We start from the raw sequence: 24,001 nt of genomic DNA, 5'->3' as shown, positions 1-24,001 counted from the left end.
CGCGAGACGATGACCGGTGTCCTGATGCGGCATCGGCCCAGGAGGACCCGGAAGGACACTCCATGAGCACGTCGAACATCCCGCCCACCACCGACAACGCCGGCATCCCGGTGGAGAGCGACGAGCACTCGCTGACCGTCGGACCCGACGGCGCGATCCTGCTGCAGGACCACTACCTGATCGAGAAGATGGCCCAGTTCAACCGGGAACGGGTCCCGGAGCGGGTGGTGCACGCCAAGGGCAGCGGGGCGTACGGCCGGTTCGAGGTGACCAACGACGTCAGCCAGTTCACCAAGGCCGACCTGTTCCAGCCGGGCCGCTCCACCCGGATGCTGGCCCGGTTCTCGACGGTCGCCGGTGAGCAGGGCAGCCCCGACACCTGGCGCGACCCGCGCGGCTTCGCGTTGAAGTTCTACACCGAGCACGGCAACTACGACCTGGTCGGCAACAACACCCCGGTGTTCTTCGTCCGGGACACGATCAAGTTCCAGGACTTCATCCGCAGCCAGAAGCGCCGCCCCGACAACGGCCTGCGCGACAACGACATGCAGTGGGACTTCTGGACGCTCTCCCCGGAGTCCGCGCACCAGGTGACCTGGCTGATGGGTGACCGCGGCATCCCGAAGACCTACCGGAACATGAACGGCTACGGATCGCACACCTACATGTGGATCAACGGCGCCGGCCAGAAGTTCTGGGTGAAGTACCACTTCAAGACCGACCAGGGCATCGACTTCCTCACCCAGTCCGACGCGGACGCGATGGCCGGGCAGAACGCGGACTTCCACCGGCAGGACCTGTACGAGGCGATCGAGCGGGGCGACCACCCGTCGTGGACGCTGCGGGTGCAGGTCATGCCGTTCGAGGACGCGGCGGACTACCGGTTCAACCCCTTCGACCTGACGAAGGTGTGGCCGCATGGCGACTACCCGCTGATCGAGGTCGGCCGGATGACGCTGGACACCAACCCGGAGGACTACTTCATCCACATCGAGCAGGCGGCGTTCGAACCGTCGAGCATGGTGCCGGGGATCGGCCCCTCCCCCGACAAGATGCTGCTCGGGCGGCTGTTCTCCTACCCGGACACGCACCGCTACCGGATCGGCCCGAACTACCAGCAACTCCCGCCGAACCGTCCGCACGTGCCGGTGCACTCCTACGCCAAGGACGGCCCGATGCGGTTCGAGCCGGCCAGGACCGGGGCACCGTACGCGCCGAACTCCTACGGCGGGCCGGCCGCGTCCGCGCAGGCGTACGGGGACATCGCCGGGTGGCAGTCGGCCGGTGAGATGGTGCGGGAGGCGTACACGCCGCACAGCGAGGACGACGACTTCGGGCAGCCGGGCACGCTGGTGCGCGAGGTGCTGGACGACGCTGCGCGCGACCGGCTGGTCGGCAATGTCGCCGGGCATCTGTCCGACGGGGTCAGCGCGCCCGTCCTGGAACGCGCCTTCGCGTACTGGCGCAGCATCGACCAGACCGTCGGCGACCGGATCGCCCAGGCCGTCAAGACCCGCTGACCGGCAAGACCGGCTGACCGCCAGAACCCGCCGACCGTCAGGATCGGCCCAGGATCGGTCCGTTCTCGCCTGGACCCACCGTAAGAGCGCAGCCCCGGAACACGTGTCCCCCCCGTGCTCCGGGGCTGCATCGCGTGCCGGCCCCGGCCATGCCTTAACCGTGACCGCCTCGCGTTTTTATGATATCACTTAGATAAGTGCAGGGAATCACAAGAACGGGGTGGATCTCATGACCGAGCAACCACAGGGGACGGCTCCGGCCGAGCAGAGCGACGTCCCGGAGATGCCGGCGCCGAGAGTGTCCGAGCGTCGGGCGGCGGGGATGCCGGGGCTGCCGTTCCTGCTGATCGCGCTGCTGGTGATAGCGGCCGGGGTGGCACTGACGGTGGTCGGCGCCAGGGCGGGCGGCGGTACGGCGGTCGCACTGGTGACGGTCGGCATCGTGGTGGCCGTGGTGGCCTTCGTGCTGCTCTTCGGGCTGACCCAGGTCGCGCCGGGGCAGGCGCGGGTGTGCCAGCTGTTCGGGCGCTACCAGGGGACGATCCGGCAGGACGGCCTGCGCTGGGTGAACCCGTTCACCAGCCGGCGCCGGGTCTCCACGCGGCTGCGCAACCAGGAGACGGCCGTCCTGAAGGTCAACGACGCGTACGGCAACCCGATCGAGCTGGCCGCGGTCGTGGTGTGGCAGGTCAAGGACACCGCGCAGGCGGTCTTCGAGGTCGACGACTTCGTGCGGTTCGTGTCGATCCAGACCGACACCGCGGTACGGCACATCGCGACGCGCTACCCGTACGACAGCCATGACACCGACGGGCTGTCGCTGCGCGAGAACAGCGAGGAGATCACCGAGCGGCTCTCCACGGAGATCGCGGCACGGGTGGCGTCGGCGGGGGTGCGGATCATCGAGTCGCGGTTCACGCACCTCGCCTACGCCGCCGAGATCGCCTCGGCGATGCTGCAGCGGCAGCAGGCGGGGGCGATCGTGGCGGCCCGGCAGACCATCGTGGACGGCGCGGTGGGCATGGTCGAGTCGGCGCTGTCGCGGATCGCCGAGCAGGACATCGTGATCCTGGACGAGGAGCGGAAGGCGTCCATGGTCAGCAACCTGCTGGTCGTGCTCTGCGGCGAGCGGGCGGCCCAGCCGGTGCTGAACACCGGCACGCTCTACCAGTAAGGCGGACCGCAGCCAGTGACCGAACCCAGCCGCCCCTCCCGCAAGCAGGTGCTCCTCAGGCTCGACCCGGCCGTCCACGACGCGCTCGCCGCGTGGGCGGCGGGCGAGTTGCGCAGCACGAACGCGCAGATCGAGTACCTGCTCCGGCGGGCACTGACCGAGGCGGGCCGGATGCCGCCGGCCGCCCGGCCGATCCCACGCCGCGGGCGCCCGGCGAAGGAGCCGCCAACCGAGCCCCGTTGAGACCATAGAACCGCCCTGACCTGCGGAAACAGCCGAGCCGAAGAGTTATGCACAGTGGGTATACACGTGATGTATACCCATGGTGTAGTCTGCTCGGCATGTCAATCGGCCAGACCCTGCTCGGACTCCTGGAGTCCGGGCCGCGCCACGGTTACGACCTCAAGCGCGCCTTCGACGAACGCTTCGGACACGATCGGCCGCTCGCCTACGGCCAGGTCTACTCCACGATGGCCAGGCTGCTGAAGAACGGCCTGGTCGAGGTGGACGGCATAGAGCCCGGCGGCGGCCCGGAACGCAAGCGGTACGCCATCACCGACGCCGGGATCACCGACGTGGCCGACTGGCTCGCCCAACCGGAGAAGCCCGAGCCCTACCTCCAGACGACCCTCTACACCAAGGTCGTCCTGGCCCTGTTGACCGGCAGGTCCGCCGTGGACCTGCTGGACACCCAGCGCGCCGAACACCTGCGGCTGATGCGCGAGCTGACCCGTCGCAAGAAGGACGGCGACCTCGCCGACCAGCTCATCTGCGACCACGCCCTGTTCCACCTGGAAGCCGACCTGCGGTGGCTGGAACTGACCGCGGCCCGACTGGACCAACTCGCCGCGGAGGTGGCCAAGTGAGCGCTGGAGAAGCCGACAACCGTCCGGGCGCCCGTGACCAGGGCGCCTCGACCGAACCGCTGCTGCGGGCGATCGCGATACGCAAGGCGTACGGACCCACCGCCGCCCTCGACGGGGCGGACCTGACCATCCGCGCCGGCGAGGTCGTCGCGGTGATGGGCCCGTCCGGGTCCGGCAAGTCGACGCTGCTGCACTGCCTGGCCGGCATCGTGCGGCCCGACTCCGGCGAGGTCCGCTATCGCGGGCAGGAGCTGTCGGCGATGTCCGACGGGGAGCGCAGCGCGCTGCGCCGCACCGACTTCGGCTTCGTCTTCCAGTTCGGCCAGCTCGTCCCCGAGTTGACCTGCCTGGAGAACGTGGCGATGCCGATGCGGCTGGGCGGCGTCAAGCGCCGCGTCGCGGAGGAGAAGGCGGCCCAGTGGCTGGAGCGGCTGGAGGTCTCCGACGTCTCCGGCAAGCGGCCCGGCGAGGTCTCCGGCGGGCAGGGCCAGCGGGTCGCGGTCGCCCGCGCCCTGGTCGACGACCCCCGGGTGGTCTTCGCGGACGAGCCGACCGGCGCGCTGGACTCGCTCAACGGCGAGCGCGTGATGCGGCTGCTCACCGACGCCGCCCACGACACCGGCGCGGCCGTCGTCCTGGTCACCCACGAACCCCGGGTGGCCGCGTACTCCGACCGGGAGATCGTCGTGCGGGACGGGAAGTCGCGCGACATGGAACGGGTGTCATGAGCACCCAGCACGGAAGCGCGCGGTTCGAGCCGTTCGCCGGCTTCGACGCGACCGGCGGCGGCCCGCGCAGCCCGGGACGCTCAGGAGACCCAGGACACCCAGGGCGCCCGCCCGAGCACTCCGCCGACCTGCGCACATGGCTGCGCGACCTCGCGCTCGGCGCGCGCTTCGCGATCAGCGGCGGGCGCGAGGGGTGGACCCGCACCATGCTCACCGCGGTCGGGGTGGGGCTCGGGGTGGCACTGCTGCTGCTGACCGCGGCGGTGCCGGCGATGATGCAGACCCGCAGCGAGAAGGAGAACGCCCGCCAGCCCGCCAACGCCACCTACGTCGCCCATCCCACCGCCGACAGCCTGCTGCGGGCGGACGCCCAGACGACGTACCGCGACCACGACATCGGCGGGGCCCTGGTGCACCCGGAGGGCGCGGAGGCGCAACTGCCGCCCGGCCTGACCCGCTGGCCCGGCAACGGGCAGATGGTGGTGTCGCCCGCGCTGAAGAAGCTGCTGGCGTCCGCGCCGCTGCTGCGCGAGCGCCTGCCGTACACGATCACCGGCACCATCGGGAAGGCCGGGATCACCGGCCCGGCGGAGTTGTACTACTACGCCGGCAGCAACCAGTTGGTCCCCCACGACTCCCGCTACCTGGTCGGCAACGCCGACCGGATCACCGGCTTCGGCCTCGCCGACCAGTCGGAGCCGCTCGGCCCGACGCTCGAACTGCTGCTGGTCATCGTCCTGGTGGTGCTGCTGCTGCCGGTCGCGGTGTTCATCGGCACCGCGGTACGCCTCGGCGGTGAGCGCCGGGACCGGCGGCTGGCCGCGCTGCGGCTGGTCGGCGCGGACATCCGGATGACCCACCGGATCGCGGCCGGCGAGGCGGTGTTCGGGGCGCTGTTCGGGCTGCTCTTCGGCGGGGCGCTGTTCCTGATCGGCAGACAGCTCGCCTCGAAGATCAGCGTCATGTCGATCTCCGCGTTCTCCTCGGACCTGACGCCGAACCCGGCGCTGACCGTACTGATCGTGCTCGCCGTGCCGATCGCGTCGATCGCGGTGACCCTGGCCAGCCTGCGCGGCACCACGATCGAGCCGCTGGGCGTCGTACGGCACGCCGTCGGCCGGCGCCGCCGGCTGTGGTGGCGGCTGCTGCTGCCCGCGGTCGGACTGGCCCTGCTGGTACCGCTGTTCGGCAAGGTCCATGGGGGCTCGGGGATCAACGAGTACCAGGTCGCGACCGGCGCCGTCCTGCTGCTCTTCGGGGTGACCGCGGTGCTGCCGTGGCTGGTGGAGGCCGTCGTGGGGCGGCTGCGCGGCGGGCCGATCGCCTGGCAGCTGGCCACCCGCAGGCTCCAGCTCAGCAGCAGCGCGTCCGCCCGGATGGTGAGCGGGGTGACCATCGCCGTCGCCGGCGCGATCGCGCTCCAGATGCTCTTCAACGGCGTCAGCGGCGACTACGTCCGGTCCACCGGCGCCGACACCAACCGCGCCCAGGCCGCCGTCAACGGCATGGTCTCGAGCGGCGCGCAGCTCGACGCGGACGCGAAGTCCATCGCCGCCGCGCAGGGCGTCAAGCAGGTCTACGGCTACGTGCACGGCGACGCCACCGGGCCGGACGCGAGCAAACTCCCCAGGAACGACGAGACGCAGTACCCCGACCTGGCGATCAGCGTCGGCGACTGCACCGCGCTCCGGCAGATGGCGCGGATCACCACCTGCCGGCCCGGCAGCGTGTTCCTGGTGCCGCCGGGCGACGGCACCGACAGCGACTACCAGAAGTACGCCAGGCCCGGCGGGAAACTCGACCTCAACACACCGGACGGCAACGCCTACAGCGGCAAGCCCCGGCTGTGGCAGATCCCGGCCACCGCGGTCAGCGTGCGCTCACGCGCGGACGCCACGGGCGCGCACACGTGGGGCGTGCTCGCCACTCCGGAGGCGATCGACAGCTCGTCGCTCAAGTACCTGGACGGGCAGCTGGCGGTCGTGCTCGACCCGGACCAGCCCGACGCGATCGAACGGGCGCGCAACGCCGTGGCCCGCCTCGGTGTCAACATGTCCATCTACACCCTGTATGACACGCGGACGAAGGCCAGCTTCACGCAGATCCACCGCGGTCTGCTCGCCGGGGCGGTCTTCACCATGGGGCTGATAGGCGCGGGGTTGCTGGTGACGATGCTGGAGCAACTGCGCGAGCGCAAGAAGCTGCTCGCGGTACTGGTCGCGTTCGGCACCCGGCGCTCGGTGCTGGCGTGGTCGGTGCTGTGGCAGGCGGCGGTGCCGGTGGTGCTGGGGCTGGTGCTCGCCGTCGCGGCCGGCATCGGGTTCGGCGCGGCGCTGCTCGCGATGGTGGAGCGGCCCTTCCACACCGACTGGGTCAGCGTCGCCACGATGACCGGGGTCGGGGCGGGGGTCATCTTCGCGGTGACGCTGCTCAGCATGCCGCCGCTGTGGCGGCTGATGCGGGCGGACGGGCTCCGCACGGAGTAGGGCGCGTCCCGACGGGGCGCGTGGTGGGGGTCGGAATTCCCTCCCGCGCGCCCCTATTTCACGCCGTCGTCCGCCAGTTCACGCGCGTCGAGCTCGTCCTCGTCGGTGCCGGTGTCGGTGCCGGTGTCCGTGTCGGTATCCGCCGTCGCGCGCCCCTCCGCAGCCGTCTCCGCGGCGGGGTCCGCGTCGGGACCCGGGGCCGAGGACGGGTCCGCCGCCTCCTGGGCGGGCTCGGCGTCCGGCGCGGGTGCAGCCGGGGACGTCCCGGTCCCGGTCCCGGTCTCGCCCTCGGAACCCGACTTCGCCCGCGCCCTGAGCACGCCGACGACCGTGTTGCTCACCGCGACCAGCGGCACCGCGCTGATCGCCCCGCCGATCCCGGCGATCATCGACCCGGCCGCCACCGACAGCACCACGGCCAGCGGGTGGACCCGCACCGCGCGGCCGAGGATGAACGGCTGGAGCACATGCCCTTCGATCTGCTGCACCGCGAGCACCACGAGCAGCACCAGCAGCGCGGTGAACGGCCCCTGGGTGACCAGCGAGACGACCACCGCCACCGCGCCCGAGGCGACCGCGCCGACCAGCGGCACGAACGACGACACGAAGATGACGACCGCCAGCGGCACCGCCATCGGCACGCCGAGGAAGAAGATGCCGATGCCGATGCAGATCGCGTCGATCATCGCCACGATCACGGTGCCGCGCACGTACAGCGTCAGGGTGCGCCAGGCGCGCGGGCCGGCTTCGGCCAGTCCGGCCCGGGCGTCCCGCGGGAACAGCCGCAGCACCCAGTTCCAGATGTTCGGCCCGTCGTAGAGCAGGAACAGGGTGCTGAACATCGCCAGCAGCACGCCGGTCAGGAACTCCACGATGACGGTGACGCCTTGCAGGCCCGCGTCGGTGAGCTGCTTGGTGTTGTGCCCGATCGCGTTGCTGAGGTTGTTGGCGACCTGGTTGATCTGGTCGTCGGTGACGTGGAAGGGGCTGTTGAGCAGCCACTTCTTCCCCTGGTCGATACCGTCCTGGAGGCTGGTGGACAGGCTGTCGATGTTGTCCATCACCTGCCACACCACGAACCAGCCGACCAGGCCCATCACCACGAAGCCGCCGATGAAGACCATGGCGGTGGCGAGCCCGCGCGGTACCCCCATCCGCTTCAGGCGGGCCACGAACGGCTGGAGCAGCGCGGTGATCAGCAGCGCGGCGACGAACGCCAGCACCAGCAGCCGGACCGCGCCTATCACCCGCATCAGCACCCACACGGTGCCGGCCAGGACCAGCAGCCGCCAGCCGATCTCGGCGGCGACCCGCATGCTCCACGGCACCACCGCGACCGGGTTCGGCACCGGCGCGGTGCGCGGCGGCGCGGGCGGGTCGGATGCCGCCGCCTGCGCGGGAACTGACGCCGGGTCGGCGGTGCCGGCCGCCGCCGGGTCCGGCGGCTGCGCGACGGCGGCCTCGGGCCGGGCCGGCTCCGGCTGGGCGGGCACGCCAGAGGGGGCCGCGGTGGTCGCGGCCCCCCGGTGCTCCGCGTCGCGCGCGGAAACAGTGGCGTGTCGTTCGTCCAGTCGCCCGGCGAGGTTCGCCAGACCGGACGCGAGCGTGGCGCTCCAGTGGCGTTTGTCCGGCATCGCTGTTCTCCCCCTGACCCGTCGGCCCTCTGTGGCACTGCTGTGCAAGACGACGTTACCCGGGATCAGGGTTGACCCGGCCACGGTAGTGGCCCGATCGGTGGCGCGACGCGGCTGCCGGTCCGGCGCCGGATTCTAGTAGTAGTGGTTGACCTGCCAGAACTGCCAGGCGTCACAAGGACTGCCGTAGCGGCTGTTCATGTAGTTCAGGCCCCACTTTATCTGCGTGGCCGGGTTGGTCCGCCAATCGGCGCCCGCCGAGGCCATCTTGGAGCCGGGCAGGGCCTGGACCAGACCGTAGGCACCACTGGACGCGTTCTGAGCGGTGTAGTCCCAGCCACTCTCGTGCGTCACGATGTTGGAGAAGCACATGTACTGGCCGCTGCCGACGATCTGCTGCGCCATGGCCTGCACCTGTGCGGTGGTGTACGAGGCCTGTACCGAGAAGGTCGCGCTCGAGTCGCCCTTGCCGGACTCCGCCTTGATCTTGGCCGCCTTGGCCGCCGCTGCGTCGTCCGCCTTCTTCTTGCTGGCGGCGTCCTTCGCGGCCTGGACGCGGGCTGCCTGCTCCGCGGACTGCCGGGCCGAGGCGTCTGCGGCGTCCGACTGAGCTTGTACCTGCTCCGTCAACGACGCCTGCTGCACCTGCTGGCCGGCGGGGATGTCTGCGAGGAGGGTGGTCGTGCCCGCGGCTTCGACGGGCTGGTCGGCTGTGCCGCTGCCCTGGTCTGCGCCCGACGCGACGCCTACCACGGCGCCCACTGTGGTGACCGCAGTGGCTGACGCCACCGCGAGTCCCCGGACCGAGATCCGGCTCACACGGTTTCCTTCCGGAATCGCCCGCTTGGTGACCGCACGGACGGAATCGTGCCCCTGGCGCGGTCCCCCTGGGCCGGTCCGCCGTACGGGCCGGGCGGTCACGGGGGTACTGGCCCGGTGCGAAGTCCCTTGCGGGGTCCGCGTGGTGCTCGGGCGGCTCATGGCGTCGATGTGGACTTGTGGGTGACGCGTTCCCGCGCCCCGAGGGGTACGGGAGTGCCATGAGCGGGGCCTGACAGCCTCACACCCTGCCGTACTCCGACGCCGTGCGGCAATTTCCGGTTGAGTGGCAAACTTCACATGCTGCGGACGGAGGTAAATCCCTGCACGCACACCCCCCGAACGCTAAGCTGCTGCGCCCGGTTTCCCGGACGCAGCAGCCTCAACTCGCCTGATTATCGGACAGATACGGCCATTGCTCAGCCGCCGGTCTCCTCCAGCATCTCGGTGACGAGTGCCGCGATCGGCGACCGCTCGGAGCGGCTGAGCGTCACGTGGGCGAAGAGCGGATGCCCCTTCAGTTTCTCCACCACCGCCACGACTCCGTCGTACCGCCCGACCCGGAGGTTGTCGCGCTGGGCCACGTCATGGGTGAGCACCACCCGCGAGCCGGCCCCGATCCGGGACAACACGGTCAGCAGGACGTTCCGTTCCAGCGACTGGGCCTCGTCGACGATCACGAACGCGTCGTGCAGCGAGCGGCCCCGGATGTGGGTGAGCGGCAGCACTTCGAGCATGCCGCGCGCCACCACCTCCTCGATGACCTCCTTCGACGTCACCGCCGCGAGGGTGTCGAAGACGGCCTGGGCCCACGGGCTCATCTTCTCCGCCTCGCTGCCCGGCAGATAGCCCAACTCCTGCCCGCCGACCGCGTACAGCGGGCGGAAGACCATCACCTTGCGGTGCTGGCGGCGCTCCAGGACCGCCTCCAGGCCCGCGCACAGCGCCAGCGCGGACTTGCCGGTGCCGGCCCGCCCACCCATCGACACGATGCCGACCTCCGGGTCCAGCAGCAGATCCAGCGCGATCCGCTGCTCGGCGCTGCGGCCGTGGATGCCGAACGCCTCCCGGTCGCCGCGCACCAGGCGCACCCGGCCGTCCTCGGTGACCCGGCCCAGCGCCTTGCCGCGCTCGGACTGCAGCACCAGCCCGGTGTGCACCGGCAGATCCGCCACGTCGGGCAGATCGATGACCTCCTGAGCGAAGAGGGCGTCCACGTCCTCGGCGCCGATCTGCAGCTCCTCCATCCCGGTCCAGCCGGAGGTGATGGCGAGCTCCGCGCGGTACTCCTCGGCGAGCAGGCCGACCGAGGACGCCTTCACCCGCAGCGGCAGGTCCTTGGAGACGACGGTGACGTCGTACCCCTCGGCCTGGAGGTTGCGGGCGACGGCGAGGATGCGCGAGTCGTTGTCACCCAGCCGGAAACCCGCGGGCAGCACCCCGGGGTCCGAATGGTTGAGCTCGACCCTGAGCGTGCCACCGATGTCGCCGATCGGAATCGGCGCGTCGAGCCTGCCGTACCTGATCCGGAACTCGTCGAGCGTGCGCAACGCCTGGCGGGCGAAGTAGCCGAGTTCGGGGTGGTGGCGCTTGGCCTCCAACTCCGTCACCACGACGACCGGCAGCACGACCTCGTGCTCGTCGAAACGGGTGAAGGCGTTGGGGTCGGCGAGCAGCACGCTGGTGTCGAGTACATATGTGCGCCGGTCGTGATCACGGCGATTCTTGCTGGTCACCACGTGTGGACGAACCCCCTCGGGAGAGGTGAGTCTTGCGGTCCGGCAGCCAAGGTCCGGATGCCGGTCTGCCAGTGATATGCCCTGCATCAGCCGCTCGCATGCGGATGCATACGACAGTCACCCGACGGTCACCGCCTCGCCACGGAACGCTCACCCCTCCGGTGGAGGCGATCACGCTCCGTAGCGGCGATGCCGGGCCGCGTAGTCACGCAGCGCCCGCAGGAAGTCCACCTTGCGGAAGGCGGGCCAGAAGACCTCGCAGAAGTAGTACTCCGAATGCGCGCTCTGCCACAGCATGAAGCCGGACAGCCGCTGCTCGCCCGAGGTGCGGATCACCAGGTCGGGGTCGGGCTGGCCGCGGGTGTAGAGGTGCTCGGCGATGTGCTCGACGTCGAGGATCTCGGCCAGGTCCTCGATGGAGGTGCCGCGCCCGGCGTGCTCGTGCAGCAGCGAGCGGACCGCGTCGGCGATCTCCTGCCGGCCGCCGTAGCCGACCGCCACGTTGACCAGGATGCCCTCCTGGCCGTCGGTGGCCTGCTCGGCCTCCTTCAGCACGCTCTGGGTGCGCGCGGGCAGCAGGTCCATCGTGCCCACGTGGTGCACCCGCCAGCGGCCCGCGGCGGCCAGTTCGGTGACGGCGTCCTCGATGATGCCCAGCAGCGGCACCAGCTGGTCGGCCGGCCGGTCCAGGTTGTCGGTGGACAGCAGCCACAGGGTGACCACCTCGACCCCGGTCTCCTCGCACCAGCCCAGCATCTCGGCGATCTTGTCCGCGCCGGCCCGGTGGCCCTGCTCGGGGCTGCCGCCGGACGCCTTGGCCCAGCGCCGGTTGCCGTCCAGGATCACGCCGATGTGCTTGGGGGTCTGCGACACGTCGATCCGGCGTTCCACCCGGCGGGAGTACAACCCGTACACCAGGTCGCGCAGATTCATCGCGTACCAGCCCCTCATGTGCTCGTCGCCCGAGCGGCCACACTACTGCGCGAACAGCCGTACGGACGAACCGGGTCGAGCAGCCGCAGGTCGCGGACGGGGCCGGATACGGGCGCCGGACGGTGGCGCGGCGGGGCCGTGAGCGGCGGCGCGACCGCGCGGGCGGGCGGTATCGCGTAGTAGATCCTTCAACCGCGCGTGATAAGCAGAGGACGTGAACATCCGAAACCTCTACCGCGCCTCCGACGAGCGCTACGACTCGATGGAGTACCGCCGCACCGGACGCAGCGGCCTCAAGCTCCCGGCCGTCTCGCTCGGCCTGTGGCACAACTTCGGCGACGACCGCACCCTGGACTCGCAGCGGGCCATCCTGCGCCGCGCCTTCGACCTCGGGATCACCCACTTCGACCTGGCCAACAACTACGGCCCGCCGTACGGCGCCGCCGAGGCCAACTTCGGCACCCTCTTCGCGCAGGACTTCCGCCCCTACCGCGACGAGCTGGTCATCTCCTCCAAGGCCGGCTACGACATGTGGCCGGGCCCCTACGGCGAGTGGGGCTCCCGCAAGTACCTGCTCGCCTCGCTCGACCAGTCGCTGTCCCGGATGGGCCTGGACTACGTCGACATCTTCTACTCCCACCGCTTCGACCCGGACACCCCGCTCGAAGAGACGATGGGCGCCCTGGCCACCGCGGTCCAGCAGGGCAAGGCGCTGTACGTCGGCATCTCCTCCTACGGGCCGGACCGGACCCGCGAGGCGGCGCGCATCCTGCGTGAGCTGGGCGTGCCGGCGCTGATCCACCAGCCGTCGTACTCCATGATCAACCGCTGGATCGAGGACGACGGGCTGCTGGACGTCCTCGACGAGGAGGGCATGGGCTGCATCGGGTTCGTGCCGCTGGCCCAGGGCCTGCTCACCGACCGCTACCTCGGCGGCATCCCGGCCGACTCCCGGGCCGCGCAGGGCAAGTCGCTCAACCCCGCGCTGGTCAACGACGAGACGATCGCGCGGCTGCGCGCCCTCAACGACGTCGCCGCCGCCCGCGGCCAGTCCCTGGCGCAGCTCGCGCTGTCCTGGGTGCTGCGGGACCCGCGGGTGACCTCGGCGCTGATCGGGGCGTCGTCCGTCGGGCAGCTGGAGGCGAACGTCGCCGCGGTCGGGGCGGCGCCGCTGACCGCGGAGGAGCTGGCGGAGATCGACCGGCACGCCGTGGAGCCGGAGGGCGTGAACCTCTGGAGCGTCAGCAGCGACGCGTAGCCGGACCCCGGGTGCCCCTGTTCCGCCGGTTCAGGGGCACCCGGGCGCGGGGGGCTCTGAGGGCGGGGGCGCTGAGGGCGGGGCTGGCGGCAGGGGCTGACGGGAGCCTCTGACGGCCGCGGGCTGACGGGTCAGGGCACCAGGAGCAGTGCGGTCAGGGCGCCGGCGAGCATGAAGGGGCCGAACGGCATCGCGGTCTTGCGGGTGGCCCGCCGGGTGGCGATGAGGACGAGCCCGGCCACCGCCCCGAGCAGGAACCCGGCGAACGTGCCGGTGATCACGGCGCCCCAGCCGTACCAGCCCAGGACCAGCCCGAGGGTGGGGGCGAGCTTCACGTCGCCGAAGCCCATGCCGGCCGGGTTGACGAAGAACAGCACGGCGTAGAGGACCCCCAGCACCACCGCGGCGATCAGGGCACGCGTCCAGGAGCCGTGGTGGGAGGGCAGCAGGGCGGCGCCGCCGAGCAGGAGCGCGGTGAGCCCGAGCGCGGGGAGGGTCAGGACGTCCGGCAGCCGGAAGACCGCGAGGTCGACCCGGGCGAGGACCCCGCAGACCGGTACCAGCAGCAGCCAGACGGCGAGTTCGGGGTGCCCGCCCACCCGCCAGGCGAGTGCCGCGCAGACCAGCGCGCAGCCCAGCGCGGCACCGTGGCCGGGTCCGTGGCGCCGCTGGTCCTCGGGGCACCGCCCGCAGCGGGCCGGGCCGAGCCAGCCGCCGACCGGGTGCCCGGACGGGCAGGCCGCCGCCCAGGGCTCGTCGGCGGGGACCGCCAACCGGTAGGCGGCGCGCGGCAGGAGCAGCCCGCTCGCTATTCCCCAGACGGCGGCGCCCACGATCAGATAGACATGCACCGGGCCGACCGTACACGGGCGGTCGCGCCGTTCGGGAGGGGCCGGGCGGACGGGGAGGAGACGGACCATGCGCCGACGCTGGCAGGACGGCGAGGGCCTGCTGCGCACGCCGGGCACCGAGGTGGCGCTCCGGGTCGCCGCCTCCTACCGCGCCCGTACCCGGGGGCTGTTGGGCTGCGACGGGCTCGACGGCGCGTTGCTGCTCACCCCCGCGTCCAGCATCCACACCGTCCGGATGCGGTTCGCCATCGACGTGGCCTACCTCGACCGGCGGCTGCGCGTCCTCGCGGTCCGCACCATGCCGCCCGGCCGTGTCGGCCGCCCCCGGCTGCGGGCCCGGCACGTGCTGGAGGCCGAGGCGGGTGCCTTCGCCCGGTGGGGCATCGTGAAGGGCGTCACGCTGGAAGTGCCGGACTGAGGAACGGCCTTGGCGGCGTCGCGGGTCGGGCTCCCGGTACGCGGAAACGGGAACGGGCCGGTTCGCAAGGGGGGAGCGCGAACCGGCCCGAGGGGGGACTCACACGCTACCGCGCCCGGGGCCGGTGCTCCCTACGACGACGCGGGTGGCGTGAAGGTGATCTCCACCCGGCGGTTCTCGCGGCGGCCGCTCTCGCTGGAGTTGTCGGCGATCGGGTACTGCTCGCCGTAGCCGCGGACCTGGAAGGTGTGCGCGGGGTCGCCCAGCGTCGCCAGTTGGGCGGCCAGCACGTTGTAGACCGCGGTGGCCCGCTGCTTCGACAGCACGTCGCCGTGCTCGCTGCTGCCCAGGTTGTCGGTGAACCCGAAGACACGGATGGGTGAGGTGACGTGCTGCGCGTTGATGTCACCCGCGATCGCCTGGATACGGGACGTCGCGGTCGCCGAGAGCTTCGCGCTGTCCTTCGTGAACAGCACCTCGGCCTGCAGGGCGTACGTCACCGTCGTGTTCGACGTCTCCTGCCGCTCCTCCGGCTGGCTCGCGGACACCGAGCCCTGGTCGGTCACCGAGACGATGTCCAGGACCTTCGGCGGGGCCAGCGTGGCGCCCTCGGGGAGTTTCAGGTCCGGTGACTTCGGGTCGATCTGCACGGGGGCGGACGGCGTTGGGTCGCCCGCGGTCGGCGGCGGGTTCGGGTCCGCGCCGGCGGGGGTGGCGCACACGAGGATCAGCGCGGCCGCGGCGGAGGCGCCGGCCGCGGCGACGGTCCGACGGGGGTGGGGTGTGCGGGTCACGGCGGGGTCACCCCTCGGAGATGGAGATCTTGGCGGGGGGCATGGTGGGGAGTTCGAACTCGACGGAGGTGGTTGATTCGGGTGGGGAGGGGAACTGGGCGAAGAAGGGGCGGGAGGCGTTCGGGTCAATGTCCTCCAGGCCCATCGTGCACAGGCACCGACCGTCCGTGTCCCGCAACACGTAGTAGCGCTTCTTCCCGGCTTCATCGACGAGAACCGCACCGGCAACTGAGGCGCCCGACGCAACAAGTGCCGTCTCATTGCCGCGGAGATCATTGGCGTCGTAGATTTCGGAGCCGCCGTTGGTCAGCACACCCTGCACGGTGACGAAGCCGCCCGCGTCGCGCACCGCGGAGTTGATGGTGATCGAGACCCCTTGTTCTCCCTTGATCTGGGCCAGAATCTGCGTCGGAGTCGCGGACGGCGAACTGCCCTTCTTGCCCGGGGTGTTCTTGGCAGATGCGCTCGCCGAGGCGGAGGGCTTGTCGTCCGCCTTCTTGTCCCCGCCTCCCCCGCCGCAACCCGCCAGCGTGATGGCGGCGACGACCGCACAAGCCACTGCGGTCGTCGCCCTGCGCCCGTATGCCATCGTTCCCCGTTCCCTCGCTGCTCGTTCGGTGGTCACTTGGTCAGGCGGACCGAGTAGAAGTCCGACAGGTCCAGTGTGAAGTCGTCCGCCTTGGGGTTGATCGCGAGCGAACCGTTGTCACAGCTGAACTTGAGGATGTCCCCGTCCTTGGAACCGAGGCTGCACCGAGGTTCGACCACGGCGGTCGCGGTTGCTTTCGCGTGCGTGCTCTTGGTGCTGTCGATCACCGAATCGCCGATGGGGCCCTTGGTGGTCACGGTGATGGTGTATCCCGGTTTGCCGGACAGCGGGACGCAGTCGTTGACGGTCGCGTGGTTCGCGTCGGCGTAGTCGGAAGCGGCTCCGCACGCGCTCTGGTCGTCCAGGCCGGCGCTGTCGAGCAGCCGGCCGAGCACCGTGACGTCGCCGCCTTTCAGGGCAGCGAGGAACGCGACCTGGACGTCGTCGCGGTTCTGGCGAGCCGCCGCCAATGCCGCCGAATCCGCCGCCGTCTGCGCTCCGTTGCGGGTCACCGCCGCCTGGCCGACCGCGAAGTACGCGAAGGCCAGGAAGAAGAGCGCGGCGATGGCGACGATGTAGATACCGACCGTCTGGCCGCGGTCGTCGCGCAGCAGCCCTACTTGCCGCCGTTCGAGATCCGGTTGATGGCCTTGGTGATCGCGCTCTTGATCTTGTCGCCGATATCCGTCGTCCCCGCCAGCACCCCGATGATCACCGCGATCACCACCGCGATCCCGAGGTATTCGAAGGACGTCTGGCCGCGGTCCGAGCGGGTCGCCGTGCGGGCGGCGAGGCGGGCGGTCAGACGGTCCGTGCGGGTGCGGAGCCAGACCTCGGCGTCCGTGTAGTGCTGGAGAACCCACCTGTTCACGATTGCTCGCCCCATTCCTGATCACCTGGCTCCTGGTCACGGCGGCCGGTTCCGGCCGGTCGGGCTCGGGGGGCACGGCGCACCGCCTTTCGCTGGTCCTGCTGCTCATACCGGGCACGTCGGCGCCCTCTGAGCCAGCATGACGCGAACTCACGCTGTGTCGTACCCCGTTCACGCAAAACAACGGCTCACCCGCCCCCGAAGAGGTCACCGAAGTGAATCTGGGAGCCGATGATCGTGCCCGAGATGAGCAGGATCATGGTGGCCGGGACGAGCAGGATCGTGATGACGCCCGTCGCGCGCGGGACCATGCGGGCCGCGCGGCGGCGGGCGTTCTGCGCCTCGGTACGGCGCATGTCGGTGGCGATCTGGAGCAGGGTGCGCGCGATGGGGGCGCCGAGTTCCTCGCCCTGCTGGAGCGCGGTGACGAACTGCCCCACCTGGTCGCTGCGGTTGCGCTTGCGCAGCTGGTCGAAGGCGTCGCGGCGGCTGACCCCGACGTCCATCTGCCGCAGGGCGACCCGGACTTCGTCGGACCAGGGGCCCTGGTAGACGGAGTTGACGCGTTCGAGGGCCTGGCGGAAGCCGAGCCCGGCGCTGACCACGACCGCGAGCACGTCGAGGAAGTCCGGCAGGGTGCGCTCGATGTCGTCGCGGCGCCGGCGGATCGCGAGCCAGATGCCGAGGTCGGCCCACCACCAGGCGTAGCCGAGCAGGAGGAGCGCCAGGAACCAGTTGCCGCGGCTGAACAGCGCCAGGGCGGCCAGGCCGCCGAGGAAGCCGTAGACGGCGCGGCGGGCGGCGTAGCGCTCGACGGTGAGGCCGTAGGGGTGGCCGGCGTGGTCGATCCGTGCGCGCATCTTGGCGATCCGGGCGGGGCCCATCATCCGCAGCACCATGGGCGCCCAGCGCATGCCGACCCGGTCGATGGCGTTGCCGGTGCGGGTGGTGCGGGTGCGGCCGACTTCGAGGGCGAGCGCGAGGTCGTCGGGGAGTTTCGTGTCCGCGCGCAGCAGGCCGACGCCGTAGACGACGCCGGTCAGGGCGGCGGCGAGCAGGACGGCGAGGCCGAGTCCGATCAGGGTCATCGTGGCAGGTTCCTCACACGTCGATCCGGGACATCCGGCGGATGAGCGCGAAGCCGACCACGTACAGGGCCAGGGCGACCAGGACGCAGATCCGGCCGATGCCGGAGCCGGTCATGGCGCTGAGCGAGCCGGGCATGATGCGGTTGAGCAGCAGCAGCGAGCCGATGCCGATCACCGGGACCGCGTAGGCGGTGACGGTGACCTGGGACATCTGGGTACGGATCTCGCGACGGGTCTCCTTGCGCTCCTCCAGGGTGACGGTGAGGTTGCGCAGGGACTCCACGACGGAGCCGCCGGCCCGGCTGGACAGCACGAGGGTGGACACCAGGACCACCAACTCGCGGCTGGGCAGGCGCTGCTGGAGTTCGCCGAGGGCGTCCTCGACGGAGTGGCCGAGCGCCATGGCGTCGGCGACCTGCTTCAACTCCTCGCCGGCGGGCGCCTCCAGCTCCTCCGCTGCCATGGAGACCGCGGTGCGCAGCGCCAGGCCGGCCTGGGTGGCGTTGGCCAGTACCCGGGCGAGTTCGGGGAGTTGGGCGATGAAGCGTTCGGTGCGCACCCGGCGGCGCCAGGCGAGGAAGGAGAAGCCGGCCCAGCCGGCCAGGAGCGCGGCGATCGGGCCGAAGAACGGCGCGAGCAGGGTCGCGGCGACGATCCAGGCGGCGGCGATGACGCCGGTCACGGCGGCGGTGAACTGGCCGGGGGTGAGGTTGGTGCCGGTGGCGGCGAGCCGTCCGGCCAGCCGGCGGCCCCAGGCGTAGCGGCGCACCCGGCGGTCCAGCGCGGCGAAGGCGGGCCGCCGGGGGCCGTCGTCGCCGAAGTCGCCGGCGAGGCGTTCGACGAGCGCGGCGCGGTCGGCGCGGCCGCCCCACCAGGCGTGCAGGCCCCAGACACCGAAGGCGAGCGCGACGGTGGCGACGCCGAGCACGAACAGCGGGTAGGGCCCGGAGGCGAACTGGGTACTGGCGAACTGGGTTCGCGCGAGGGTCACTTCGCCTCCCGGCTGTCGAGTTCGAGTTCGGTGGCGCCCACACCGTACGCGGCGGGGATGTGCTCGCCGGACAGGTAGAGGCGGTCGCCGATCTCGCGGGGCAGCGGGTGGTGTTCGTACCAGCCGCGGACGATGCGGTCGACGCCGAGGGGTTCGGCGCGGAAGCGGGTGGCGGAGGTGAGCCGGAAGGTGTCGCGGCCGCGGGAGGAGAGCACCGCGATCTCGGCGATCCGGCGGGTGCCGTCGACGTGCCGCTGGAGCTGGACCAGCACGTCCACCGCGGAGTTGATCTGGTCGCGCAGCGCCTCGAAGGGGATCTTGACCTCGCTCATGGAGGCGAGGGTCTGCAGGCGCAGGACGGCGTCCTCGGCGGAGTTGGCGTGCACGGTGGCGAGGGAGCCGTCGTGGCCGGTGGACATCGCCTGGAGCATGTCGAGGGTCTCGCCGCCGCGGACCTCGCCGACGATGATGCGGTCGGGGCGCATCCGCAGGGAGTTGCGGACCAGGTCGCGGATGGTGATGCGGCCCTCGCCCTCGACGTTCGGCGGGCGGGACTCCAGCCGGATCACGTGCTCCTGCTGGAGCTGGAGTTCGGCGGCGTCCTCGACGGTGATGATCCGCTCGCCGTCGGGGATCAGCCCGGACAGCGCGTTGAGCAGGGTGGTCTTGCCGGAGCCGGTGCCGCCGCTGACGATGATGTTGCACTTGGCGCGGACGAACCCGGAGAGCAGGAGCAGCATGTGCTCGTCGAGGGTGCCCAGGCCGATGAGTTCCTGGAGCGTGTAGGCGCGCGGGAAGCGGCGGATGGTCAGGGTGGGGCCGGTCAGCGAGAGCGGCGGGATGATGACGTTGACGCGCTCGCCGGACGGCAGGCGGGCGTCGACCATCGGATTGGACTCGTCCACGCGGCGGTTGACGGTGGAGACGATGCGCTCGATGGTCTGCAGGAGTTGGTCGGCGGAGGAGAAGCGGGCCGGGACGAGCTCGACCCGGCCGCCGCGTTCGACGTAGATCCGGTCCGGGCCGTTGACCATGATCTCGGTGACGGAGGGGTCCTCCAGCAGCGGTTCGAGGATGCCCAGGCCCAGCGCCTCGTCGACCACCCGGCGGATCAGCGCGGCGCGTTCGGCGCTGGAGAGCACCGGGCCCTCGCGGCTGATGATGTGGCCGAGGACGCGTTCGAGCCGGGCGCGGCGCTCGGCGGCGGCGAGCGCCGACATCTCGGCGAGGTCGATCTCCTGGAGCAGTTTGGCCCGGTAGACGGCCACGAGGTGGCCTTCCTGGGTCTGCGGGGTGGCCTCTTCGACGGCGAGGCGGGCACGCAGGCTCATGGCGTCCAGTCCTCCTTCGGCATGGTCGCGTCGCGGTGCACCGGCCCGAACAGGTGTACACCGGGCAGCACGGACGGGATGTCCACGGTGGCCTCCGCGGTGACGCTCTGCGCGTCGTTCACCGGCCATCCGATGTCCGGGTGGACCCAGCCGCTGACCGCGGCCTCGCCCGCCCGGGCGCCGGCGTCGATGCCTCCCTGCGGGTCGGGCAGCGCCGCGGTACGTGCGGCGGTCCGCGCCGCGGTGCCCGCCTGCGAGCCGCAGTAGGCGGCGATGCCGAGCTGGATGCCCGCGAGTGCGATGAGCAGCAGGAAGGGCAGCATGCCGAGGTATTCCAGGGATGCCTGGCCGGCCGGGCGCCGCCCGCCGATCCGCCCGCGGTACCGCCCGCCGTGCCCCTCGCCGTGCCGCTCGCGGAGCGTCCTGCCGGACGGCCTGCCGGACCGCTCGCTGAACGTGCCGCCGAGTCGCCCACCAGCCCGCCCGCCGTGCCGCTCCCCGTGCCGCTCCCGCCGCGTCGTCATGGCGTGGTCCCCTCGCCGGCCGTCTCGTCCACGGTGCTCGCGTGGCCGTGCACGGTGACGGGGAAGTCGATGGCGCCGGGGAACAGGACGGGGACCTTGAGGCCGAGGGTGACGGAGACCTGGCCGTCCTGGGAGCGGTCGGCGGTGGGGCCTTGCATGTCGGAGGCCCAGGCGCCGGGGAGGTCACTGGCCGCGGCCGCACGGTAGTCGGCGCCGACGGCGGCGGCGCGGGCGGCCTGGTCGGCGGCGTTGCCCGCGAGGGTGAAGGTGTAGCCGGCCAGCACGGCCTGCCAGACCAGGATGAGGGTGATCAGGATGACCGGGGTCATGCCCAGCGTCTCCAGGGTGACCTGGCCGCGGTCGCGGTCGCCCCGGCGCAGCCGCTTCCCGGACCGCCCGGCCGGCAGCGTCGCGCCGGTGACCAGGCCCAACTCCCCCGCCAGCGACCAGATTCCGGTGCGTACGGTGGAGCGCGCGTCGAGGTCGTGCAGCCGGCCCGCGTCGATGACGGGCTGGAGCTCGCGGAAGCCGGCCGGGATGGCGGACTCGGCGATCCTGGAGCCGGTGATCCGGCCGATCAGCGAGGGCTGGATCTCGCTGCCCCGGGTGTGCCGGTTGACCGCGGCGGTGGTGTCCTGGGGCTTGCGGATCTGCAACCGGTCCCACATCCGCACCATCCGCTTGGCGGCGCGCACGGCGACGACGTCGGGGGTGGTGACCAGCACGGCGGTGTCGGCGGTCTCGACGGCGACCGCGTTGGCGCTGGTGACCTGGGTGCCGCAGTCGACGACGACCACTTCGTACCGCTGCCGCAGGGCGGTCAGCACCAGGCGGGCGGCCCGGTCGGTGACGTCCTCGCCGCGCTCGCCGTCGGCGGGGGCGAGCAGCAGCGCCAGCCCGGACTCGTGGACGTACATCGCGTCGTTCAGGACCCGCGAGGAGACGTCGGCGATGTCGGCCAGGTCGGCGATGGAGCGGCGGAACTGGACGTCGAGGTACGAGGCGACGTCGCCGCCTTGCAGGTCGAGGTCGACCAGGGCGGTGGAGCGGCCCGACGCGTGTGCGGCCAGGGCGAGTTGGACGGCGATGACGGTGGTGCCGACACCGCCCTTGGCGCCGGCCACCGCGACCAGGGTGCCGCCGGCGACGGCGGGCAGCGCGGCCCGGCCCGGCGCGAGGTGCCGGCGCACCCCCTCCGCCCAGGACGCGGCGGCCTCCACCCGGGCGCCCAACTCGTCGTAGGCGAGCGGCATTCCGATCACCCCGCGGGCGCCGGAGTTCATCGCGGAGGCCAGCATCGCCGGGCTCGGGTCGGCGGTGAGCAGCACCACCCCGACCGCGGGGAAGCGCAGCGCCACGTCCCGCACCAGGTCGAGCGCGGGCATCGGCCCGATCAGGTCGTGCACGACGACGACTTCGGGCAGCTCGTCGACGCCCGCCTCGGCGGCGCGGGCGAGGGCGTCGAGCAGCGCGGTGGAGTTGGGCAGGGCGGGGGCGGGTTCGGCGCCCGGGAGTTGGCCGAGCAGCCCGACCAGCGCACGGGCGGCGTCGGCGTCGGCGGTGCCGGCGAGGATGCGTACGGTCATCTCGGCCCTCCCATGGCCGCGCCCGGCCTCGTCTCGCCCGGCCGGACCATGCCCGGCCCGACCATGCCCGGCCTCGTCTCGCCCGGCCCGACCGCGCCCGGCCCGACCCTGCCCGGCCCGACCGCGCCCGGCCTCATCGCGCGGCTCCCGACGTGGACGCCGCCGACGTGTCGCCGGAGAGCGTGTAGGTGCGGTCGCTGTCCGGCGGGGCCGCGGTGTCGCCGGGGGCGACCAGGGCGAGCCGGACGTGTTCGGCGAACGACTCGGCGTACGCGACGCGTTGGGCGTCCTGGGCGTCGAGCGCGAAGGTGATCGGGACGCCTTCCTCGGACAGCCGCTGCGCGTCCTCGTTCTTGTCGAACGCCTTGATCTGGCCGACGTCGAGGACCTGCGCGCCGGCCACGATGATCTTCGAGACGTCGGGGTCGGTGTCCTTGCGGCCGGCGAAGGTGGCGAAGATGTTCACCCGGGCGCCGGGGGTGATCTTGCCCGCGACGCCGGTCTCCGCGTCGATCATGATGGCGATCTCCATCTGCCCGGGCTTGAGTTCGGGCCGGGCGGCGACCATGTCGGACTCCAGCAGCGAGCCCTTCTTCAGCGGCACCGCGGCGATCTTCCCCTGGAACTCGCCGAGGTCGCGGACGGCGGTGTCCGGCAGCCACCGCTTCGGCATCGATATCCGGTGCACCTTGGAGGAGTCCAGCGCGGTGTACGCGGGCACGTCCGACGACAGTTCGTACGCCGTCACCTTCTGGCCCACCTGGGAGCGGGCGTTGCTGACGACGGCGAGCACCCCGGCGAAGGCGGCCACCGCGCAGACCACGGAGACCACCAGGAGGACGACGCCACGGCGCTGACGTGAGTTCATGTGCGGGTGGACCTATCGCTTGTGGGGTTCGAGTTGGGGGCGGCGCGGTGTCTCGACCGCCGTGCCGGGCGGACGGGCGGCGTGCTTGGCCGGGTTGCCGCGGTCGTTGATCCGGGTGGCACAGAACAGGCACTGGTCGCCGATGACTTCGAGCCCGCACCAGGTGCAGGTGTCGCGCCGCACCGAGGTGACGAGCTGGTAGAGCATGCCGACGTCGGCGATGTACGCGGTGAACTCGACCAGCCGTGAAGTCCCCCACCAGCGCGCCGAGTCGGGCGGCAGCGGAACCTCGCGCAGATGCTGGGTGCGCCAGGCCGCGGCGAGCGGCCCGGCCACCCAGCCGGGGTCCAGGCCGTTTCCGGCCACCGCGAGCTGCGTCTGGTAGCCGGGCCCGGGCGGCACGTGCTCCGCGTCGGCCTCGCCCAGGTACGGCTCGGGGTGCGCGACCACCGCGAAGTGCCGCCCGGGCACGAGGGACTTGACGTGGCTGCCGACGCTCACCGGCACCCGGTCCAGCTTGCTGACCGACGCGAGCAGCGCGCCGGAGTGCAGGTAGTACGACAGCAGGCGGGCGGCGCCGGCCAGCACGCCGGGCCCGAGGTCGGTGCCGGACAGCTGCCGTAACTGCTCGCCGAGCAGGGTGCGGGCCAGCGGCGGCAGGGCCAGCGGCACGATCGCGATCCGGTCGCCCTCCAGCGCGGAGCGGACGGTGTGCATCCGGCGCCGGGCCGGGTCGTCGGCCTCGGCCGGGGCGAGCGCGACCAGGTGGCCGTGCATGTCCAGCGCGGTGGAGGTGCGCACCACCTGCTCCTCCAGCGGGAGCGCGAGGTCGTCCGCGGTCACCGTGATGACGCTCGGCATGCGGCACCCCTCCCCATCTGCGCGCGGCGGTCCGGGTCGAGTGGGGTCCGCCTGGCCGTACGCGGTCGTCAG

At 71.8% G+C, this 24,001-nt stretch carries 25 protein-coding genes; 8 read left to right on the top strand and 17 right to left on the bottom strand.

Annotation, left to right across the window (positions count from 1 at the left end; translation table 11 throughout):
* The first annotated feature begins 62 nt into the window (after nt 1–62).
* The 5 genes from ACIPAE_RS23015 (at nt 63) to ACIPAE_RS22995 (ending at nt 4,288) form a co-directional block, all read left to right on the top strand.
* The gene (locus tag ACIPAE_RS23015) at nt 63–1,520 is read left to right on the top strand and encodes a catalase (protein ID WP_329365385.1); all 1,458 of its coding nucleotides are present in this window, start codon (nt 63–65) and stop codon (nt 1,518–1,520) included.
* 229 nt (nt 1,521–1,749) lie between these two features.
* Nucleotides 1,750–2,694 carry an SPFH domain-containing protein gene (locus ACIPAE_RS23010; RefSeq protein WP_366411108.1) on the top strand — a complete coding sequence of 315 codons (945 nt, stop codon included), beginning with the start codon at nt 1,750–1,752 and terminating at the stop codon, nt 2,692–2,694.
* Nucleotides 2,695–2,709: 15 nt separating this feature from the next.
* The gene (locus tag ACIPAE_RS23005) at nt 2,710–2,937 is read left to right on the top strand and encodes a toxin-antitoxin system HicB family antitoxin (protein ID WP_402447523.1); all 228 of its coding nucleotides are present in this window, start codon (nt 2,710–2,712) and stop codon (nt 2,935–2,937) included.
* 98 nt (nt 2,938–3,035) lie between these two features.
* On the top strand, nt 3,036–3,560 hold the full coding sequence (locus tag ACIPAE_RS23000; RefSeq protein ID WP_329365390.1) for a PadR family transcriptional regulator: 525 nt from the start codon (nt 3,036–3,038) through the stop codon (nt 3,558–3,560).
* A 59-nt stretch (nt 3,561–3,619) separates the two neighbouring features.
* Entirely contained in the window at nt 3,620–4,288 is a 669-nt protein-coding gene (locus ACIPAE_RS22995) for an ABC transporter ATP-binding protein (RefSeq protein WP_328474440.1), read from the top strand.
* On the opposite strand, the gene ACIPAE_RS22990 is transcribed toward ACIPAE_RS22995, so the two are convergent.
* Entirely contained in the window at nt 4,283–4,426 is a 144-nt protein-coding gene (locus tag ACIPAE_RS22990) for a GlyGly-CTERM sorting domain-containing protein (protein WP_402447658.1), read from the bottom strand. The genes ACIPAE_RS22995 and ACIPAE_RS22990 overlap by 6 nt on opposite strands.
* On the opposite strand from ACIPAE_RS22990, the gene ACIPAE_RS22985 reads away from it, so the two are divergent.
* Nucleotides 4,417–6,774, top strand: a complete 2,358-nt coding sequence (locus ACIPAE_RS22985; RefSeq protein ID WP_402447656.1) for an FtsX-like permease family protein — start codon at nt 4,417–4,419, stop codon at nt 6,772–6,774. The two genes, ACIPAE_RS22990 and ACIPAE_RS22985, sit on opposite strands and share 10 nt — an antisense overlap.
* Nucleotides 6,775–6,827: 53 nt before the next feature.
* Here the strand turns inward: ACIPAE_RS22985 and ACIPAE_RS22980 are convergent, their stop codons facing one another.
* From ACIPAE_RS22980 to ACIPAE_RS22965, 4 genes are all read right to left on the bottom strand, one after another.
* Complete coding sequence (locus ACIPAE_RS22980; RefSeq protein ID WP_402447520.1) at nt 6,828–8,408, bottom strand: AI-2E family transporter; 1,581 nt, start codon at nt 8,406–8,408, stop codon at nt 6,828–6,830.
* 135 nt (nt 8,409–8,543) lie between these two features.
* A complete protein-coding gene (locus ACIPAE_RS22975) occupies nt 8,544–9,227 on the bottom strand; it encodes a transglycosylase SLT domain-containing protein (protein WP_329365396.1) in 684 nt (227 codons plus the stop codon).
* A gap of 419 nt (nt 9,228–9,646) precedes the next feature.
* The gene (locus ACIPAE_RS22970; protein WP_328468589.1) at nt 9,647–10,966 is read right to left on the bottom strand and encodes a PhoH family protein; all 1,320 of its coding nucleotides are present in this window, start codon (nt 10,964–10,966) and stop codon (nt 9,647–9,649) included.
* Between the two features lie 171 nt (nt 10,967–11,137).
* A complete protein-coding gene (locus tag ACIPAE_RS22965) occupies nt 11,138–11,899 on the bottom strand; it encodes an isoprenyl transferase (protein ID WP_328468587.1) in 762 nt (253 codons plus the stop codon).
* 214 nt (nt 11,900–12,113) lie between these two features.
* On the opposite strand from ACIPAE_RS22965, the gene mgrA reads away from it, so the two are divergent.
* Entirely contained in the window at nt 12,114–13,157 is a 1,044-nt protein-coding gene (gene mgrA, locus ACIPAE_RS22960) for an L-glyceraldehyde 3-phosphate reductase (RefSeq protein ID WP_329365398.1), read from the top strand.
* A gap of 131 nt (nt 13,158–13,288) precedes the next feature.
* On the opposite strand, the gene ACIPAE_RS22955 is transcribed toward mgrA, so the two are convergent.
* Nucleotides 13,289–14,008, bottom strand: a complete 720-nt coding sequence (locus ACIPAE_RS22955; RefSeq protein ID WP_402447517.1) for a prepilin peptidase — start codon at nt 14,006–14,008, stop codon at nt 13,289–13,291.
* A 67-nt stretch (nt 14,009–14,075) separates the two neighbouring features.
* On the opposite strand from ACIPAE_RS22955, the gene ACIPAE_RS22950 reads away from it, so the two are divergent.
* The gene (locus ACIPAE_RS22950; protein ID WP_402447515.1) at nt 14,076–14,426 is read left to right on the top strand and encodes a DUF192 domain-containing protein; all 351 of its coding nucleotides are present in this window, start codon (nt 14,076–14,078) and stop codon (nt 14,424–14,426) included.
* 131 nt (nt 14,427–14,557) lie between these two features.
* On the opposite strand, the gene ACIPAE_RS22945 is transcribed toward ACIPAE_RS22950, so the two are convergent.
* The 11 genes from ACIPAE_RS22945 to ACIPAE_RS22895 all read right to left on the bottom strand — a co-directional run bounded on the left by ACIPAE_RS22945 (nt 14,558) and on the right by ACIPAE_RS22895 (nt 23,929).
* Entirely contained in the window at nt 14,558–15,220 is a 663-nt protein-coding gene (locus ACIPAE_RS22945; protein ID WP_402447513.1) for an OmpA family protein, read from the bottom strand.
* Nucleotides 15,221–15,227: 7 nt separating this feature from the next.
* Nucleotides 15,228–15,809, bottom strand: coding sequence for a hypothetical protein (locus tag ACIPAE_RS22940; protein ID WP_402447511.1), 582 nt, complete (start codon nt 15,807–15,809; stop codon nt 15,228–15,230).
* 32 nt (nt 15,810–15,841) lie between these two features.
* The gene (locus ACIPAE_RS22935; protein ID WP_402447654.1) at nt 15,842–16,420 is read right to left on the bottom strand and encodes a pilus assembly protein TadG-related protein; all 579 of its coding nucleotides are present in this window, start codon (nt 16,418–16,420) and stop codon (nt 15,842–15,844) included.
* A gap of 5 nt (nt 16,421–16,425) precedes the next feature.
* Complete coding sequence (locus ACIPAE_RS22930) at nt 16,426–16,680, bottom strand: hypothetical protein (protein WP_402447510.1); 255 nt, start codon at nt 16,678–16,680, stop codon at nt 16,426–16,428.
* Nucleotides 16,681–16,868: 188 nt separating this feature from the next.
* Nucleotides 16,869–17,759: a DUF5936 domain-containing protein gene (locus ACIPAE_RS22925; protein WP_329373973.1), complete on the bottom strand. Its 891-nt coding sequence runs from the start codon at nt 17,757–17,759 to the stop codon at nt 16,869–16,871.
* 22 nt (nt 17,760–17,781) lie between these two features.
* Nucleotides 17,782–18,702: a type II secretion system F family protein gene (locus ACIPAE_RS22920; RefSeq protein WP_328474434.1), complete on the bottom strand. Its 921-nt coding sequence runs from the start codon at nt 18,700–18,702 to the stop codon at nt 17,782–17,784.
* A gap of 53 nt (nt 18,703–18,755) precedes the next feature.
* The gene (locus ACIPAE_RS22915) at nt 18,756–20,090 is read right to left on the bottom strand and encodes a CpaF family protein (RefSeq protein WP_328468573.1); all 1,335 of its coding nucleotides are present in this window, start codon (nt 20,088–20,090) and stop codon (nt 18,756–18,758) included.
* Nucleotides 20,087–20,614, bottom strand: coding sequence for a TadE/TadG family type IV pilus assembly protein (locus ACIPAE_RS22910; protein WP_402447508.1), 528 nt, complete (start codon nt 20,612–20,614; stop codon nt 20,087–20,089). The genes ACIPAE_RS22915 and ACIPAE_RS22910 overlap by 4 nt, the downstream gene beginning before the upstream one ends.
* On the bottom strand, nt 20,611–22,200 hold the full coding sequence (locus ACIPAE_RS22905) for a CpaE family protein (RefSeq protein ID WP_402447507.1): 1,590 nt from the start codon (nt 22,198–22,200) through the stop codon (nt 20,611–20,613). Before ACIPAE_RS22905 ends, ACIPAE_RS22910 begins: the two co-directional genes overlap by 4 nt.
* A gap of 133 nt (nt 22,201–22,333) precedes the next feature.
* Nucleotides 22,334–23,068 carry a Flp pilus assembly protein CpaB gene (cpaB, locus tag ACIPAE_RS22900; protein WP_328468566.1) on the bottom strand — a complete coding sequence of 245 codons (735 nt, stop codon included), beginning with the start codon at nt 23,066–23,068 and terminating at the stop codon, nt 22,334–22,336.
* Nucleotides 23,069–23,080: 12 nt separating this feature from the next.
* On the bottom strand, nt 23,081–23,929 hold the full coding sequence (locus ACIPAE_RS22895; protein WP_402447505.1) for a hypothetical protein: 849 nt from the start codon (nt 23,927–23,929) through the stop codon (nt 23,081–23,083).
* Nucleotides 23,930–24,001: the final 72 nt, after the last annotated feature.

Origin of the sequence: Streptomyces sp. NPDC087270 (assembly GCF_044744625.1) — a bacterium.
Taxonomy (GTDB): Bacteria; Actinomycetota; Actinomycetes; order Streptomycetales; family Streptomycetaceae; genus Actinacidiphila.
Note: the sequence above shows the minus strand (reverse complement) of the source record. Positions and strands in the feature narration are given on the sequence as shown.

Bases quoted from the DNA above. Each gene is read 5' to 3' on its own strand.
- ACIPAE_RS23015 (WP_329365385.1), top strand. From the start codon at position 63: ATGAGCACGTCGAACATCCCGCCCACCACCGACAACGCCGGCATCCCG.
- ACIPAE_RS23010 (WP_366411108.1), top strand. From the start codon at position 1,750: ATGACCGAGCAACCACAGGGGACGGCTCCGGCCGAGCAGAGCGACGTC.
- ACIPAE_RS23000 (WP_329365390.1), top strand. From the start codon at position 3,036: ATGTCAATCGGCCAGACCCTGCTCGGACTCCTGGAGTCCGGGCCGCGC.
- ACIPAE_RS22990 (WP_402447658.1), bottom strand. From the start codon at position 4,426: ATGTGCGCAGGTCGGCGGAGTGCTCGGGCGGGCGCCCTGGGTGTCCTG.
- ACIPAE_RS22980 (WP_402447520.1), bottom strand. From the start codon at position 8,408: ATGCCGGACAAACGCCACTGGAGCGCCACGCTCGCGTCCGGTCTGGCG.
- ACIPAE_RS22965 (WP_328468587.1), bottom strand. From the start codon at position 11,899: ATGAATCTGCGCGACCTGGTGTACGGGTTGTACTCCCGCCGGGTGGAA.
- ACIPAE_RS22950 (WP_402447515.1), top strand. From the start codon at position 14,076: ATGCGCCGACGCTGGCAGGACGGCGAGGGCCTGCTGCGCACGCCGGGC.
- ACIPAE_RS22940 (WP_402447511.1), bottom strand. From the start codon at position 15,809: ATGGCATACGGGCGCAGGGCGACGACCGCAGTGGCTTGTGCGGTCGTC.
- ACIPAE_RS22915 (WP_328468573.1), bottom strand. From the start codon at position 20,090: ATGAGCCTGCGTGCCCGCCTCGCCGTCGAAGAGGCCACCCCGCAGACC.
- ACIPAE_RS22910 (WP_402447508.1), bottom strand. From the start codon at position 20,614: ATGACGACGCGGCGGGAGCGGCACGGGGAGCGGCACGGCGGGCGGGCT.
- ACIPAE_RS22905 (WP_402447507.1), bottom strand. From the start codon at position 22,200: ATGACCGTACGCATCCTCGCCGGCACCGCCGACGCCGACGCCGCCCGT.
- cpaB (WP_328468566.1), bottom strand. From the start codon at position 23,068: ATGAACTCACGTCAGCGCCGTGGCGTCGTCCTCCTGGTGGTCTCCGTG.
- ACIPAE_RS22895 (WP_402447505.1), bottom strand. From the start codon at position 23,929: ATGCCGAGCGTCATCACGGTGACCGCGGACGACCTCGCGCTCCCGCTG.